General features: G+C 39.5%; 12 protein-coding genes and 1 tRNA gene. 7 read left to right on the forward strand and 6 right to left on the reverse strand.

Translation table 11 applies throughout. The annotated features are described in order from the left end of the window. Positions 1–37: 37 nt before the first annotated feature. On the reverse strand, positions 38–1135 hold the full coding sequence (locus tag CH364_RS05915) for a pyridoxal phosphate-dependent aminotransferase (protein WP_207762242.1): 1098 nt from the start codon (positions 1133–1135) through the stop codon (positions 38–40). 81 nt (positions 1136–1216) lie between these two features. On the opposite strand from CH364_RS05915, the gene CH364_RS05920 reads away from it, so the two are divergent. Genes CH364_RS05920 through CH364_RS05940 form a run of 5 tightly spaced genes read left to right on the forward strand, consistent with a single transcriptional unit; the run spans position 1217 to position 7313 of the window. Further along, on the forward strand, positions 1217–4234 hold the full coding sequence (locus CH364_RS05920) for an AAA family ATPase (protein WP_100743436.1): 3018 nt from the start codon (positions 1217–1219) through the stop codon (positions 4232–4234). A gap of 5 nt (positions 4235–4239) precedes the next feature. Continuing rightward, positions 4240–4728: an SsrA-binding protein gene (smpB, locus tag CH364_RS05925; protein WP_100742628.1), complete on the forward strand. Its 489-nt coding sequence runs from the start codon at positions 4240–4242 to the stop codon at positions 4726–4728. After that, complete coding sequence (gene der / locus CH364_RS05930) at positions 4725–6077, forward strand: ribosome biogenesis GTPase Der (protein ID WP_100742629.1); 1353 nt, start codon at positions 4725–4727, stop codon at positions 6075–6077. Before smpB ends, der begins: the two co-directional genes overlap by 4 nt. After that, a complete protein-coding gene (plsY, locus tag CH364_RS05935) occupies positions 6074–6694 on the forward strand; it encodes a glycerol-3-phosphate 1-O-acyltransferase PlsY (RefSeq protein ID WP_100742630.1) in 621 nt (206 codons plus the stop codon). Before der ends, plsY begins: the two co-directional genes overlap by 4 nt. Next, on the forward strand, positions 6684–7313 hold the full coding sequence (locus CH364_RS05940) for a hypothetical protein (RefSeq protein WP_100742631.1): 630 nt from the start codon (positions 6684–6686) through the stop codon (positions 7311–7313). Before plsY ends, CH364_RS05940 begins: the two co-directional genes overlap by 11 nt. Here CH364_RS05940 and CH364_RS05945 read toward each other — a convergent pair. After that, positions 7277–9208, reverse strand: a complete 1932-nt coding sequence (locus tag CH364_RS05945) for a motility associated factor glycosyltransferase family protein (RefSeq protein ID WP_100742632.1) — start codon at positions 9206–9208, stop codon at positions 7277–7279. The genes CH364_RS05940 and CH364_RS05945 overlap by 37 nt on opposite strands. A gap of 78 nt (positions 9209–9286) precedes the next feature. Here CH364_RS05945 and CH364_RS05950 point away from each other — a divergent pair, with 78 nt between their 5' ends. Beyond that, positions 9287–12070 (forward strand): chromosome segregation SMC family protein, encoded by a 2784-nt coding sequence (locus CH364_RS05950; protein ID WP_100742633.1) that lies wholly within the window; start codon positions 9287–9289, stop codon positions 12068–12070. 86 nt (positions 12071–12156) lie between these two features. Here CH364_RS05950 and CH364_RS05955 read toward each other — a convergent pair whose 3' ends face one another. The 3 genes from CH364_RS05955 to glnA form a co-directional block, all read right to left on the reverse strand. Beyond that, a complete protein-coding gene (locus tag CH364_RS05955; RefSeq protein WP_100742634.1) occupies positions 12157–12447 on the reverse strand; it encodes a Cys-rich protein in 291 nt (96 codons plus the stop codon). Positions 12448–12466: 19 nt separating this feature from the next. After that, positions 12467–12543, reverse strand: a tRNA-Met gene (locus CH364_RS05960). Between the two features lie 112 nt (positions 12544–12655). Continuing rightward, complete coding sequence (gene glnA / locus CH364_RS05965; protein ID WP_100742635.1) at positions 12656–14116, reverse strand: type I glutamate--ammonia ligase; 1461 nt, start codon at positions 14114–14116, stop codon at positions 12656–12658. A gap of 361 nt (positions 14117–14477) precedes the next feature. Here glnA and CH364_RS05970 point away from each other — a divergent pair, with 361 nt between their 5' ends. Further along, on the forward strand, positions 14478–16217 hold the full coding sequence (locus CH364_RS05970; RefSeq protein ID WP_100742636.1) for a PP2C family protein-serine/threonine phosphatase: 1740 nt from the start codon (positions 14478–14480) through the stop codon (positions 16215–16217). Here CH364_RS05970 and CH364_RS05975 read toward each other — a convergent pair. Then, positions 16214–16927 carry a hypothetical protein gene (locus tag CH364_RS05975; protein WP_243401312.1) on the reverse strand — a complete coding sequence of 238 codons (714 nt, stop codon included), beginning with the start codon at positions 16925–16927 and terminating at the stop codon, positions 16214–16216. The genes CH364_RS05970 and CH364_RS05975 overlap by 4 nt on opposite strands. Positions 16928–16945: the final 18 nt, after the last annotated feature.

Here is a 16945-nt window from a genome sequence, read left to right on the forward strand (position 1 = left end):
CCAATTTACTTCCTTTCGTTAAATCTGAATGACGGAATTAACTTTCCTTAGAAAGTTCTTGTAAGGCCTTCATCCCTCGTTTTAAAGTGTCCCATTCTGTAGCAAAGGAAAGTCTCACATAATCTTTTTTATCACAAAAGATAAATCCAGGAACAAGGATGAGATCTTTTTTGACAGCTCTTTGGATGAACTCTTCATCAGTGACTGGAACTTGAAAAAAGGAATAAAAAGCCCCACCCGATTTTTGGATGGGGTAGTAGTCTTTTAAAGAATCATAAACAAAGTCACGTTTTTCTTTATAGTCTTGGATGTAGACACTCATATCTGTATTCAGTGCTTCAATTCCCGCCCATTGGGTGATGGAAGGAGCACAAACGACAGTATACTGCTGTAAGGTGGTAAGAGCTTTGATCACCTTGTCTTCGGCAAGGATGGTCGCAAGCCTAAGGCCTGTCATATTATAGGTTTTAGAAAAACCTGTGAGTGTGATGGTTTTTTCATACTCAGAACCAATTGAAAAAAACTTTTTATCATAATCAAAAAGTTCATAAATTTCATCGCTGATCAGGTATGCCCCAGTAGCTTCCGCTAAGTTCGCGAGGGCTCGCAGTTGTTCTTTGGAAAGGACTTTTCCTGTGGGATTGGAAGGATTGGAAAATATAATCAGTTTGAATTTCCGAGATTTTAAAGATTCTAAATCTTCTGGTTTGAAACTTTCTTCCAGTGGAACTACTTTTCCACCATAGAATTTTAACATCGCCGGATACATTAAAAAGTAAGGGGAGATGACCAAACATTCGTCACCTTCGTTTACAAGTGCATTGAAGAGTAAAAATAAAGCAGAAGAAATTCCTGAAGTAACAAGGATCCGGTCTTCATGCGCATAAGAAATTTTGTTTTGGGTTCTGTATTTTTCAGCCATTGCTGATTTTAGTTCCGGAATCCCACCAGTTAAGGTATATGAAGTTTTTCCATCACGAGCCGCTTTAGTTAAAACCTCTATGATGTTAGGTGGGCAAGGGAAGTGAGGTTGTCCGATACTGAGATTGATCGGGTTTTGGATGGTCCGTGCAAGCTCAAAAGCCTTACGGATGGGGGAGGAGTCAATCCCATACATTCGATTTGCGAAATCCATGGAATCATCATGGTTTTTTGGGGAGGTACGGGTCAATAGAATTTGGTTTACACCTAGGAAATGGGTAGAAATCTGAAGGATATGGAATTTGTTACCATCGCTGATGTGAAAGTGCCGGTTCTCCCGCCCACGAGTAAGTTTCCCGTTTTCCCTTCTAGCCTAGTCGAAACTGACTCGGTAAAACAAACCTTACAAAAAATTCTATACCCCATGCTTGAAGGGATTCCTGTCCTCCTTGTGGGCGATGCAGGTGTTGGAAAAAACGCACTTATTTATTATATCAACTCTCTTCGTAAACAACCTACACTTCGTTTTAGTTTCAACGAAGACACACTCCCCGAAGACCTCATCGGTTCTTACCGCATCCTTCTGGATGGAAAAGGATTCACTTGGTCGAATGGCCCTCTCACTAATGCTTTGTCAGAAGGACTTAGTTTTGTCGCCGATGAGATGAACCTTTGTGCACCAAACATCATCAAACGATTTTCTTCTGTCTACGAATCCAACTACTTAGATCTTTTGGAAGGAAGTGGAGAACGGGTAAATGGAAAAACAGGATTCTGGTTTATCGGAACCCAAAACCCCAGTGAAGGATTTGAAGGTAGAAAACCCCTTCCTTTTGATATCACCAAACATTTTGCTGTAGTGTATGTAGATCCGTATTCGCCGGAGGAGATGTTTTTTATCTTAAAGAAACTTTATCCAATGCTTGGGGAAGAGGTTCTCAAACAAATCATTCGGATTAGTTTGGAATCGGAAACTCGGATCAAATCCGGGGAAATTGGAAAAGGTGATTTAGAAAAATACCATTTTAACTTAAGAACCTTACAAAAGTATTGTAACCGTTTGGTTTTATTTGGCGCTAAAGACAAAATCGTTGCGGCAAGAGAAGCCCTTTACTTATTCGAAGAACCTTTCCGTAAAAAAGAAGACAAAGCCAAACAAAGAGAACTCATCGAATCGGAGTTTGGTGGTTCAGTGAAACTCGTTCCTACCAAAGGGTATGTACAAGGTTCCACTATTTTTTGGAATGATAAGGAAATCAAAACTTGGGATGAAAAAAAGACCATCTCCCTTCTTTCCACTTATCCCACTCCAGAACCAGTTTTACATTTTCTCGACCAAGTATTCACCGCCATCCAAGCAAAAGAAAATATCTTAATTGAATATAGAGAAGACCAAGACCCACAAGAGTTTTTACCACTTTTTACAGAGCTTACAGGAATCGAACTGGAGTCTGTGATGTTATCCAAAGGGATGCATACCTCCGATGTAGTGGGTGCCTTAAAGCCAACAGAAGAAGGAAATATTGAAAGTGTGACTTGGGTAGACGGCCCCCTAACACGCTCTATTCGAAAAGGCCATATCATTCTTATCTCTGGACTTGAATCTGCTGGTGCAGAACTTGTGGAAAAGATGAATATGTTAACTGACGATGCACGTTCCCTCACTTTGCCTCCGGAGTCCGGCGAATACCTTCCCATCCAACTCACAGAAAAATCCATTGTGTTTGGAATGAAGTCTTTTCGTTCTTCTAAATCAGTAACAACAATTTCTCGTGCCTTTCGTAACCGTTTCACACCGATTCTTTTTCCCGAACTAGAAGATGTAAAAGTTTTAGAAGAAATTTTAGAGTTTTATCTTCCGGAAGGGGTTCTATCACGTTCCCTTGCGCGTTTCCACCTCAAAGCTAAGGAACTCGCAGAAAAACGTACGATTGGTTCGGCAAACTTAATGCCATACCGATTTGGAATCGCCAATCTCTTAAAATGGAAAAATCATATCTATCGTTACAACCAAACGGATGTAAAAGACATAGCCATTCGTGGGGGAAAGATTTATTATACCAATCAAATCGCTGATCCCAAAGAGAGAAAGGAACTGGAACGTCTCCTCGAAGGTTATCTTTCTGGAGTAGAAGTCGTCTCAACACTCTTCGAGGAAATCGAAGAGAAAAAAAAAACGTTTACGGTTGAATCAGGATTAGATCGAAAAAATTGGTGGGATCCGGAACTCCACAAACGTGACCCCCTAACAGGCGTTGCAAAAAAACTAAACTCTGGGGAAGAAACCAAACGGGGGATTGAAATCAATACCCCCGAAACTGGTGGCAAAATCAAAGAAGGTGCCGACGCCTGGTATGGTGAAGACACCCAAGGAAACCAAGGCCAAGGAGAACCACAAGGTGGTGGTGGTGCTTGGGGTTACCGAACCGAAGAACTCTACAAACAATTCTTAAAAAAACGCCGTCTTCTTTGGGACTATTCCATTATGGTAGGCCTTGAAGAATTTAAGTCGGTCTTTGGAAAGGAATTGGAAGAGGTCGAACTCAATTTAGAACAACTTTTTGATCCAGAAATTGACATCCATCGGATGTATAAAAACGAAGGGTCACGGGTGGATGCAAGAAAATACATCTCGTACAAAAGTGGAAGGGGAGATACTAAAATCTTCGATAAAACCATCATCGAAAAGAATGATGAAAAATTAAAAGGTGTAGAAGTCACCTTCCTTGTTTCGAAATGCCGTAGGATCTTTAACTTTGAATATTCGATTGCGATGCTTTCGGCTCTCCTTGTGAGTTTGCATATCCTAAACGAACATGATATCAAAACCAGTGTCCATACTTTCTGTGATATCAAAAACTCCAAAGACACAGTGGATATTTTTAACTTAAAATCGGCGGAAGAAGATTATACTGCGGAAAAGGAAGAAGAGGTATTTTCTGCTCTTTGTAAAAATTGGCATGGGGACAGCATTCCAGAATACCAAGTTCTCTCCAATTCGGAGCGGTTTTTTTCGCCGGATGCCCAAACTAAGATCATTGTGATCCTTTCTGACTTCCGGGGCCAAAGGGCAAAGACATATATCGAAGACGAACTTGCGTCTTTTGATACCAGAAAGTTGAAAGAAGCTGTACTGAAAAACCAGGACAAAAATTATGTATTTTTAGGGGTGGGACTTGGGTCTCGCTACATTGCGGAACACGTGTTCCAAGACTCTATCCAAATTACGGCAGATAACTTTTTTTCCATGCCAAATTTGATTGGGGCTGAAATTGCAAGACTTGTGCAAATTCACCATTCGCTTAGGCAATAATAACTATGGGCAAAACCAAAAAAGACGACAAACCACGCGGAACCGATCCTTTAATCAACAAAAAGGCAAAGTTTAATTTCGAACTCTTAGATTCGTTCGAGGCTGGTGTCGTACTCACAGGATCTGAGGTAAAATCCCTTCGTGAAAAAAAGGGAAACCTTACCGATTGTTTTGCGAAAATTCGGAATGGGGAAGTGTTTCTAGAAAACTTTCAAATTCCTCCCTACAAAAATGGAGGTTATGCGAACCATCCTGAAATTAGGCCTCGCAAACTCCTTTTAAAAGCAAAAGAAATCGAAAAAATTGATCGTTCCATCAAAGAGAAGGGTTTGGTTCTTGTGGCCACTCGCTGTTTCTTTAAAAACAACCGTTTGGTGAAGATTGATGTCGCTTTAGCCAAACCAAAAAAACTTTACGACAAACGTGAAGACATCCAAAAAAAGGAAGCCAAAATCGATATGGAAAGAGCCATGAAGGAACACCTACGCAAATGAAAGGACTTCCAGTGGTCACCATTGTTGGTAGACAAAATGTGGGTAAGTCCACACTATTCAACGCCATCCTCCGCGCACAAAGTGCTATCACAGAAAATACAGCTGGTGTGACAAGAGATGTGTTACAAAAGACTGTCGAAAGATCAGAATTTAAAATTCCTTTCACTTTGTCAGACACTCCTGGTCTTGATATTGAAAATATCGATGAAATCTCTAAGGAAATCATTGAGATTGCCTTTGAACATTTACGAAATTCGGATTTGATCCTTCATGTAATCGATCATAAAGATTTACGTAAGTATGATCACAGACTGATCGAACTATTTAAAAAAGATGAAATCTTAAAAGATAAGATGGTTTTAACTCTTATCAACAAAGTGGATACCGAACAAGACGAATATGATTTGGAACCATTTTACAAACTAGGGTTAAACGAACTCCTTCCTATCTCTGCCCTTGGGCGAAGGAATTTTGACCTTCTTTATCAAAAGATTAATTTTTTTCTTCCAGACAAAATCAAAATGCCGGAAGATCCGTATTGCAAAATTGCTATCATTGGAAAACCTAACTCCGGTAAGTCGTCGCTTCTGAATACCTTTCTCGGATACAAACGTGCGGTTGTGAGCGATGTGCCTGGAACCACAAGAGATTCTGTTTCCGATCAGTTCTATTTCCAAAACCAAAAATTGGAAATCATTGATACGGCCGGGATTCGCAGAAAATCCAAAACTGGGGAAAGTTTAGAGTTTTATTCTTACAAACGAACGCTCCATAGTTTGGGAGAAGCCGATGTGGTGGTCCTTCTTGTAGATGCTATGAAAGGTCTTGGCGAATTTGATAAAAAGATATTTGGAGAAATCCAGGAGCTTGGAAAACCAATGATTGTGGCTGTAAACAAATGGGATCTCGTTCCAGAAAAAGAATCCAATTCTTGGAAACACTACAAAGACCGAATGGAAGCAAAACTTTCGATTTTAAAGGAACGTCCCCTCATCTCCCTTTCTGCCAAAGAAAAGGTGCGCACACACAAACTCCTGGAGTCGGTTGTGGCTCTTTATGAAAAGTCCCAGAAAAAGCTCACCACCCGTGCCTTAAATGACTGGTTAAGCAAATGGGGGGGCAAAAATAAGGTGCAGAAGGCATCCAATCGACCTCCGAAGGTGTATTATGCCACGCAAGTGTCCCAGATTCCTTTTAAAATTTTATTCTTCGTCAATGATACGAAACTCTTTCCGTCAAATATTTTAAGCTTTTACCGAAAGAGTATAGTAGCGGAGTTCGGACTGGATGGCCTAGCGGTTGAGATCGAACTTCGGAACAGAAACGAGGGTAAGGAGGGCAAGGAATGATTCTTGCTGCAATCCTATTGAGTTACCTTTTAGGTGGCATTCCGGTCGGGTATCTTCTGGCCAAACAAGTGCGGGGGATTGACATCCGCGAACACGGCAGCCGTAACATCGGTGCCACCAATGTGGGTCGTGTGATCGGTTGGAAGTATGGAATCATTGCTCTCTTTTTAGATGCGTTGAAAGGTGCGATTCCGGTCGTTGCCGCCTCCTATATTGAATCTCCTTATTCCTTAACCACAACAGAAATTTTACTTGGATCCGTTGCCATTCTCGGGCATACATTTACACCTTTCCTTCATTTCAAAGGAGGAAAAGGAGTGGCCACAGCTCTCGGTGTGTATATGACTTTAGTTCCGATTGTAACAGTTTGTGCGGTTGTGATTTTCTTTATTGTGTATAAAATTTCTGGATTTGTTTCCCTTGGTTCCATTTTGGCAACCTTATCCATGCCCATCTGGTATTTTGGAACTACAAAGTACATTCCGGACTCAGAATACCATCCCGTCATCTTTTTTGTGTTAGTTGCTACTTTTTTCCTCATTTCCTATTCGCATAGAGAAAACATCAAACGTTTGGTGTTAGGTAAAGAACTGCGAGCTACACAAAATGCAAACTGAACGCGAATCCATACTCACAAATAAAGAAAAACTTTTTCTTCTTACCAAATTTGTAGAAGACCATCCGGAAGCAGAAATCCAGGACTTTTACAAATGGTTGTATTATGGGGAATTTGGAATGGAAGAATCTACTTTGATTATGACAGGTCGGCAATCCATTCCAGAACTACATATTGTTCTCAGTGAAATCAAAAAAGAAGAATCTGAAAATATAGAATCTGAACTCATTTGGGAACCAATGGGACTTGCCGCAAGGTTTGTCAAAGTGTATGCAACCAAATACTACCATATGGATTGTCCGGTGAAACGACTTGTCAATTTATTGGAAAGGTCTCCCGCCTTTCGGGGGGCAAGGATGAGTTTTAAATTGGATTGGAACTTACTCAAAGAAACTGTTTTAGAGTTAAGACCAGAACTGAGTCGTCGAGATTTTATTAATTTTGAGGAAAGGATCAACTTCCACCAATTGCCCGCTCTTCCCTATACAGATGGCTATGCGGAAAAAAATCCTTTTGCTTACCGAGTGGTGTCGCAAAAATTATTTTTTGATTATTTTCCTGAGTTTGAAGACAATTCTGTGTTTCATCCTTTTTCAGGAAATGAATCCATCATTGGATAAAGACTTCGTTTTAAATACCTAATTTCTTTTTTGATGGATTGGATCATGAGTTGGTTCTTTCTTACAAGTTCCAAGTCTTTATGGCGTAAAATATAAATCTCTGTTTTACGCACCATCCTTCGTAAATACGATTGTTCCCGCATCCAAATCCAAATGTCGGATTCTTGGAAAGACTGGATTTGCGTATTCTCTTCAAATTTCTTAAGTCCTTCTTCCATAAACTCCAAATCTTTTTGGATTCTATTGTATAGGTTTTCTGATCCTTGGGGATTTAAGTAGGAAGGAATTTCTTTGTGATTTTTTGTTTTTCCCTGGTTTGTTTTAGAGCGAGAAGTATCATTCGATTGCGAATTTTCAAATCCATTTTTGTTTTTGGAATTTATCTTCCAAATGGGAAGTTCCTTCCAAGGGTAATTGTGGTTTGGAATTTCATTCAAATTTTCTTTTGCTTTTTCTGGACTGAGAGACTTGATTCCGGTAATTTCTGCGCCGTCTTCATTTACATTAAATAGTTTCATCTCGGTCACAGTGGTTGCTGACTCTTCAAACCAGTGTCTATACAAATCCAAAACATAATCGGTAAGAACGGATCCTTCGTTACCAGCCCTTGGTACAAACCTGGTTTCTCTTTTGCGAATGATGACTTCGTTGATTCGTTCTAAACTATTCTTCCGGTTGATTAGGGTGAGCCATTTTTCATTGTGATGGGTTCCCGTGGAATGGATTTCCCTTCCCGAATACGCCAAGTCTTGGCCAAGAAAATAAACAGAGGTAAAACCCATATACCTAAGCATATCAAAGGCTGTGGTTGCCACTGATCCCCCCGATTGGATATCTCCTACTTCATGAAATACCTGTTCGGCGAGTTCTCCTCCTGCTGTGACTTCCCTGACAAGTGAACCTTCCGCATCTACTTGGTATTTTGCTGTGACAGAATGCACCACTGATTGAAACATCGGTTCCCTAAGGAGTGTGGGAGAACTTACCAAATCTGCAAAAAGAGGAATCTGAGTCAGAGACTCTCCCATAAAATGAAAAAAGGAATTGGTTTGGGCATCCAGTGTGACAACACCATCCGCTTCAATCCCCGCTTTGATCAGGACTTTTAGCGAAGTATCGCATGACAAAACAAAAACTTTGTCTCTTACTGACTGTAGCCAAGAAAGATTTTTTCTTAGGCTTGGACCCGCTGACACGAGTACGGCGGTTAGTCCTTTGAATTTTTCCCTTAAAGAAGAGATGGGATAACGAATAGGTGTTTCTTTTCCTACATGGACTAAATTCCAAATGGAGTTTTTAATCCATAACCTTTCAAATTCAAACTTGGTGAGTAGGTCACTCATCTTTGCTGAAAATACAGTTTGGGTTTTTTCTTCTAATTCACGAAAGACCAAGTTTCGATTTGTGTCGGTTGGGTTACGAATGACTTTTAGTCCACTCACTCGTTCAATCGGTAGGGACTCTAGATAGTTAAAAAATAAGGGAAAAAATGCATCTCCAGAAAACAAATGCCTACCGGGTATCTTTAAAACCGGGATTAAAATTTTGTCCCAGATAACAGGGATTAGTGTTTCATCATCTCCAATTAGAATGAAAATCTGGCCTGGTGCCAAAGTTTCACTGATCTTTTGGATGAGGTGGGGATTTCCAAGTCCAAACAAAATGACAATATCCGTTGAACGTAAGGAGTAAGTATCTAAAAGTCGAATGGCTTGTGTTAGGGGAGAGAAGGAAGAAGAGAGTGGTTCCCCGTTTAATGAGACATAATATTCCCCTGGTTTCTTCGCAGAACCCAATTCCCAATGGAGATCGGATGCGAAGTTCCTGAAATAATTTTGTAAGTACGGCTTTCTTTCAAAAATTTCACTGGAAATGGGATCGATAATTTGGGACATAATACTATCTAAGGTTTTTTCTTATGTCTCCCAAGTGGTGTCAACCGGGAAACAGGGAAATCGAACGGCGAAACATATATGCATTTAAAGAGCCTAAGTATTGTTGGATTCAAAACGTTTGCGGATGAAACAGAGATCAATTTTGATCCCGGGTTTACTGCTGTCGTCGGACCGAATGGTTCGGGGAAATCAAATATCGTCGATTCAGTCAAATGGGTCTTTGGAGAAAAAAGCGCCAAGGGACTTCGAGGCGAAAAGATGGATGATGTCATCTTCCACGGAACAGAGAGTAGGCGAGCTGCCGGTTTTGCCGAAGTTTCTATTCTTTTTGATAACGATGACCATTTTTTCAACATAGATTATCCATCGGTAAAAATCACTCGTCGTTTGTATCCTGATGGAGAAAACGAATATTATCTCAATGATATCAGAACTACAAGAAAGGATATCGAAAAAACACTCCTCGATACAGGAATTGGTAAATCCAGTTATAGCATTTTAGAACAAGGACGAGTGGATCAAATTCTCAATTCCAAACCGGAAGAAAGAAGGGCCATCTTTGAAGAAGCAGCGGGAGTTTCGCGGTTCAAACTGGATCGGAAAGAAGCTACAAAGAAGTTGGATGATACCAACCAAAACCTTCTTCGTATCCAAGACATTATGAACTCTATGGTGAAAGACCTAGAAGTCAAAGAAAAACAATCAGAAAAGGCAGAACAGTATTTCAAACTCAAATCTGATTTGGATGAGTCCGACAAAAACCTAAGGTTTTTAAAGTTACGAGACTTCAAACGTCGGATGAAAAAGTCAGATGAAGATCTGCTTGAGATCCGCGAAAAAAATAAATCAATTTTATCTCTCATCCAAAACGAAACCAATTTGATTTCTGAAAAAGAAACCACGAAAGAGGCCAAAGAAAGAGAGATTGCAGAAATTGATAAAAAGTTATTTGATCATCTTTCCAAAAGCCAAATCCAAAAAGAAAAAATAGCTAAAAACAAAACCTTTATCTTGGAGTATGAACTTCGGATTGGGGAAATCCTTTCAGCTTTAGAAACGGAAAACCAGGCCACAATCAGACTCGAAGTGGAAAAACGTGCGATAGAACTGGAAAACGAACGCCAAAGAGAAATCCAATCCACTCTGCAAGAAGAGATCCAAAGTTTGGAATCAAAACGAGTATCCTTAGAGCTTTCCATCAAAGAAGAAGAAAAGTCCATTGAAGAAAAGGAAGGTAGGATTGGCGAAAATGAAAAACGCCATATCATCCTTCGGGAAAAACAAAAAACAGTCATACTCGAACTAATCCAAGAGTTAGAAAACAAAAAAAGGGAATCAAGAGAAGGGGAAGAAATTCGTAATGCTGACAAAGCAGACCTTCTTTCTGATTTAAATTTGTATCAAAACAAATTAGAATCTGCCCTTAAAAATTTAGAATCATCAATGGTAAATGACGGAATTTCCAACCTAAAAGAAATTCAACTCAGTCGTTACTCAGAAAAACTCACATCCTTTTTGAAAAGAGAAGATGATTTTAGAAATTTACTTTTTGATAAAGACGGAATCCTATCTAAAAAAGAATCCATAGACCAAGAAATCGAAGACCTAATTTTAGAAAACGAAAACCTAACACGGGGAATTCGAGACAACCAAAGTAATATCATTTTGCATAGAAGCCATTGGGAAGAAACAAGAACTCATATTGTGGAACTCGAGAAAAAACTTCTGGAATCCAATTCTCGTTTGGAAAACCAACAAAAGGAAATTGCAGTCCTAGATGAAAGGATTGGTGAAATTGAAAAACGAATTTTAGGGGCAAAAGAACAAGAGTCTGTCATTCGTGAGAAAAAAGATAGTTTGGAAAAGGAAGTTGAGGTTCTAGAAAAAGAAATCGAAGAATCTTACCAAGAATTTCTTTCCATGAGTCGAATTTTGGAATCTGAAAAAGAAACCCTGCAGTCACTTGTGGAAGAAATTTCCGGAATTAAATCCAATATCACAAAAAACCAAGAAGTATTTCAAAACCTTCTCCCTTTACTTTCAGAAAAAGAAAGAACTAGTTCCGCACTCAAAGTTCAAATTGATTCTCTTGTGGAAGAGTTGTACAATGATTACTCTCTTACCGATTCTGAATTGGAAACAGAACGTGGGGGACTGGAACTTGACCAAAAGGCTGAAGAAAGAAGATTACGTTCTGCTAAATCCGAAATCCAACTTCTTGGTTCCATCAATCCACTGGCGATTGAAGAATATCGAAATATCAAAGAAATCTACGAACACAACCTAAAACAAAAGGTTGATATCGAAAGTTCCAAAAAAGACATCGAAGAAGTTTTGAAACGAATCAACGAAGAGTCCGAAAAACTTTTCCAAGAAACGTTTGAAAAAATCAAACAGAACTTCCAAGAAACTTTCTCAACACTTTTTAATGGGGGAAGGGCCACACTGGAACTTACGGAAAAAGAAGATTCTCTCAATTCCGGAGTGGAGATCATGGCAGAACCTCCCGGAAAACATGTGCAGAACTTACGATTGTTATCTGGGGGAGAGAAGTCTCTTACCGCAATTGCGCTTCTATTTGCTATCTACATGGTCAAACCAAGTCCATTCTGTTTCTTAGATGAGATTGATGCGGCTCTGGATGAAGCAAATAAACTTAGATTTTGCCAGATTCTTGACCGGTTCAAAGACAAAACACAATTCATTGTAGTTTCGCATGCCCAGTCCACGATCTCAAGGGCCAATGCCATCTTTGGAGTCACAAACGAAGAACCAGGAATCTCTAAGATCCTTTCTCTTCGATTGGATGAAGCCAAATCACTCTCCAAACAAATCACACAAAAAACCGGAACTGACAACTAAGTCGGCGCCGGTCCCTGTTGTACGTTAAAAAACTAAGGCTACATTTGGTAGTCTTAGTTTTTTGTTATTATGCTAGAGGTCTTTTGTTATTTGTTGGCTTGCATTTCTTTCATGATGCAAGAAGAGAAAGCTTTGCAAGAATCACCACCAGTGAGACAGCCCGCAATTTTGTTATAGTATTTGGGACGGTTGCAATTGAATTCGCAGCCACGTTTGAGTGTTGATTTTTGCTCTTCAGAAGCGTTGGGATTCACTTGCACTGTACAGCTATAAAACTTATCGCAGGCCTCTTTACATTTAGGAAAGTCAGCTGCTTGGATGGAACCAGTAAATAATACCAGAACCAGAATTGAAAACAAACGGTTTGTTTTTTTCATACCTTGTCCTCTCGATCTTTGGTAGCGAAGACGGGAGTCGAACCCGTGACCTCAGGGTTATGAATCCTGTGCTCTAACCATCTGAGCTACCTCGCCCTATCACCTTAGATCGTTTGGTTGAACTAAATCTTTAGTTCTTTTGTCATTTTTTGAAGAGATTAAGAATGGTAAACAAAAAAAAGCCCCGGGGTTACCGGGGCCTTTTCTCTTAACAAGAGTAAGTAGTGAGGAATTCGTATGGGTGAGGGCGACCTTCCCATGGCCAAATTTCTGTTTCAAACTTGTAGTGTTGGTATGTTTGTAGAAAGTTTTCTGTAAACACATCACCTTGTTTAAAAATTTCTCTTTGAGCAAGCATCTCTTCCATTGCTTCACGAAGTGTGTGAGGCATTTGGCGGATTCCTTTTTCACGGATTTCATCCAATGAAAGTTCAAAAAGATCTTCTTCACGTGCAGGACCTGGATCGATTTTTTCAGCGACACCGGCCATACCAGCCATAAGAAGTGACGCGAACGCCAAATATGGGTTAGCTGTTGAGTCTGGGAATCGGAATTCTACACGTTTTGCTTTTTCACCGCTCACAAAAGGAATACGGCAAGAAGCAGAACGGTTCTGAGCAGAGTATGCTAAGATAGACGGAGCTTCGAATCCAGGAATGAGTCGTTTGTAAGAGTTAGTGGATGCGTTAGTGAACGCAGCACAAGCTCTTGCGTATTTCAAAACTCCACCAACGTAGTTGAATGCGAAGTCAGAAAGACCTTGGTATTTGTCTCCAGCAAAAAGGTTTTTTCCACCTTTCCAAAGAGAGATATGAACGTGCATACCGTTACCATTATCGCCAAAAAGTGGTTTTGGCATAAAAGTAGCAGTTTTTCCGTGTTTATGAGCCACCATCTTCACGATGTATTTTAGCTTTTGAACGTTGTCAGCCGCTTCAATCAAAGTTCCAAACTTAACACCAATTTCCCCTTGTGCTTGTGCCACTTCGTGATGAACCACAAATGTTTCCATTCCGATGGCTTCTAGAGTTTTTACAAATTCAGCACGGAGGTCAACTTGAGAGTCAATCGGAGCTACTGGAAAGTATCCACCTTTAGTTCCAGGACGATGTCCGGAGTTGAAGTTGATTTTTCCTGTATTGTTTGTTCCTGGAATTTCAGAGTGAGTGTTCCAGATTCCTTCGTTAGAATCTAATTCATAGTATTGGCAGTTGATTTCATCACGAACTCTTAAGCTGTCAAAAACGAAGAATTCATTTTCTGGACCGAAGTAAGCAGTGTCAGCAATTCCGGATTTGTTCATGAACTCTAATGCTTTTTTCGCAATGGAACGAGGGCATTTTTCATAGTATTGTTTTTTGTAGATGTCCCATACATCGCAAAACATAACGAGTGTTTTGTCAGCAGTGAACGGATCTAAAAAAGCCGTAGAAATTTCTGGGTGTAGCTGCATGTCAGAAGCATTGATTGGCTGCCAACGAGCAATGGAAGATCCATCAAAAGGAATTCCTTTGAATGTTTCTTCATCAACTGAATTCACATAATAAGAAACGTGATGCCACATTCCTTTGATATCCGTGAAGCGGAAGTCGTAGAAAATGACTCCATTTTTTTTGGCATACTCAACCACTTCCTTTCCGGAAGTAAATTTTGGGGTTGCGAACTGCATTTGATTCTCCTTCTTTCAGAGGTCGGTCTGATTGTTGTAATCTGATGTCCATCAAGATGCAAGATTTATACCAAGGCATTTCGACCTAAATATAAGGGTTTCGTGGAGTTTCTAAGCAATGTGAGTTAAAAGTCATGCCCAGTTTCTAAACGAATTGCATATAATGGAAACCTTACGCTTAAATTTGTAGCAAAATTGCCTCATTTAAGCTTCCGCCATTTCGAAATACTATCTCCAAACGGGGGAATTTGGTCAACGGAATCGGCTAATTTTCGAAGAGAATTCAGAAAATTTTCAGATTCCCAACAAGTTATGTTTTTTTTGTGGCAGTGACTGAAGATTCATAAAGGCTAGAATCTAGATGAGTTCTCGAAAACCGGATTATGGCCGTTACCAACATTTAGAGAGCTTCATCCACCTTTCCAAAGACGCCATCTGGTGTTACGAGTTGGACATCCCCATGCCAATTTCCCTCTCCTTAGAAGAACAGATGGAATATGTATGGAACCATAGCGTGATCCGGGAATGTAATTTGGCCATGGCGAAGTTTTATGGATACCATTCTGTCCATGAGATTGTGGGAAAGTATCTCAAGGACCTTGTGACACTAAAGAGTGTTTTTTTACTTCGAAAATTCATTGAAAACACTTACCAATTAGAAAATTACGAATACATAGTTGAATTGTCGGATGGCAACCAAAGAGTTTTTTTAATGAATTCACATGGGCAAGTGGAAGATGGACACCTCTTGCGAATTTGGGGCCAACAAATTGAAATTTCTTCCATTCGTGAGTCCGAAGTCAAACTTTCTGGACTGTTACGATTTTCCCAAATCGTGACAGAAGTTTCCAAAACCTTTGTCCATACCAAAGCTGAATTTGTATCGGATGCCATTCAGTTTGCTTTGGAAGAACTTGGAAAATACTCCCGAGCCGATCGGGTTTTTGCAGCCGAAATTTCATCAGACAAACAATTTTTATCAGTAACCCACGAATGGGTATTAGATGGCATCCCTTCTTTATTTTCGGTAGGTACAAAACTTCCCATTGCCAAAATGAATCCAGAAAGATTGGGGATTCTCGCTTCGGATGGAGTGATTCATATTGCTGATACTCAATTGATGGTAGATGAACCTTGGCATTTGGATTTGTTTAAACGTGCTGAGGTTCGATCTATCCTTGTCGTGGGATTACGAGATGAGGGGAGTGTGATCGGGATTCTCGGTATTACAACTTACGAACAAATTGGGAACTGGTCGGAAGAAACAAAACAATTGTTAGGTTTGGTCGCAGGTTTTATTTCGCAAGGTTTAGTTCGTGCTAAAAATGAAATCAAACTGATGAAAAAGGAAAAAATCTTACAAAGATTTTATTCCGATGTAAAAGAAGATTTGGCCCTTGCCAAATTAACCCAAGAAGCGTGGGTTGCCAAAGATTTTGGCGAAATTCAAAATGTAAAAATCCAATCTCGTTTTTTACCATACGATGAAATTGGTGGTGACCTGATTTTGTATGAAAGACTTAGCGAAGAATGTATCGATATTTTCTTCGGTGATATTTCTGGTCATGGAATCTCTTCTGCTTTGGTTTCAGGGATAGCAGCTGTTTCCTTTAAAAAACATTCCAAATTGGAATCCAGTCCTTCTGCGATTCTTTCTGCTATGCATTTGGAACTAAAAACCATTATTTTCAAACACCATATTTCTGCCTGTGTACTTCGTCTTTATCCCAAAGAAAGAAAGGTAGAGTTTAGTTTTGCAGGCCATCCCCCAGTTGTATTTTGGAAAGAAGATGAACGAGTGATGAAACTCGTAAAAGATGAAATGTACCCCATCCTTTTACTAGATCATTGGGAAGGGAAAACCATTTCTAAAACATTTGAGCCTGGAGATCGTTTGCTTTTATATTCTGATGGAATTTATGAATTAGAAGAAGAGACAGGTGGTTATATTGGTCTTGATGTTTTTTTACAAGAACTCTCTGAGATGATTTCTGTTTCGGATACAACCGATACTTTACTCAAAAAAATGATCGCTAATTGTCTCATAGACAAAGAACGAATCATTCATGATGACATTGCTGTTTTGTTTATGGAATTTTAATTTTCTCTGTCTGCAAGATCAAGTGCTTTGGCATCTGCTTCTGGATACTTTGTCAAATATTCCGAAACAATTTTCTTTTTCCCATCAAGCCGGTCCAAATGGTTCTCAATGATATGACCAAAATCCAATTTGCCAGTCACAATTTCATACCGTTCGGTTTCAATGGTTCCTAAGTCCAAATCAACGGGTACTTCATTTGCTTTGTCAGCATACTCTTTTGCTTTTTCCCAATAGGGGATGGCTTCTTTATAAAATGCTTCCGCCACTCCAAAACTTTCTTTGAGTTCATGTGCAAAATCTAAATTATAAAAATAAACATGTCTTTTGTCAAATTTGGAGGCAAGTCTCATGTAGGAACGCATGATTTGAATGTTGATATGCATAAACATCAAATTACGATATTTGTAGTATTCTTGTTCTGTTTTGGTTTCACACAAAGAATGTTTTGGGTGGCGGAATCGTTTCCCTAAAGCAATTTTTAACCAATAGATATTTTTTCTGATTTCATTATCGTTATAATGTTGTTTGAGATTGTACAACTCATAAAAATCTTCCAAATACTTTGGTTCCCATTTATGGAGTTTGTAAGGCACCCAATCTGAAAATTTTGTATAAGGTCCATTTTTTTCGTATTCGTAGTTGTAATCGATATCGGTTTCCCAGGCACCAAGGGAATGGGAAAACAAGGATAGAACGAGCGCAATTGAAATGACAAATCCTTGTTTCAC

The organism is Leptospira harrisiae (assembly GCF_002811945.1).
Lineage (GTDB): Bacteria > Spirochaetota > Leptospiria > Leptospirales > Leptospiraceae > Leptospira_A > Leptospira_A harrisiae.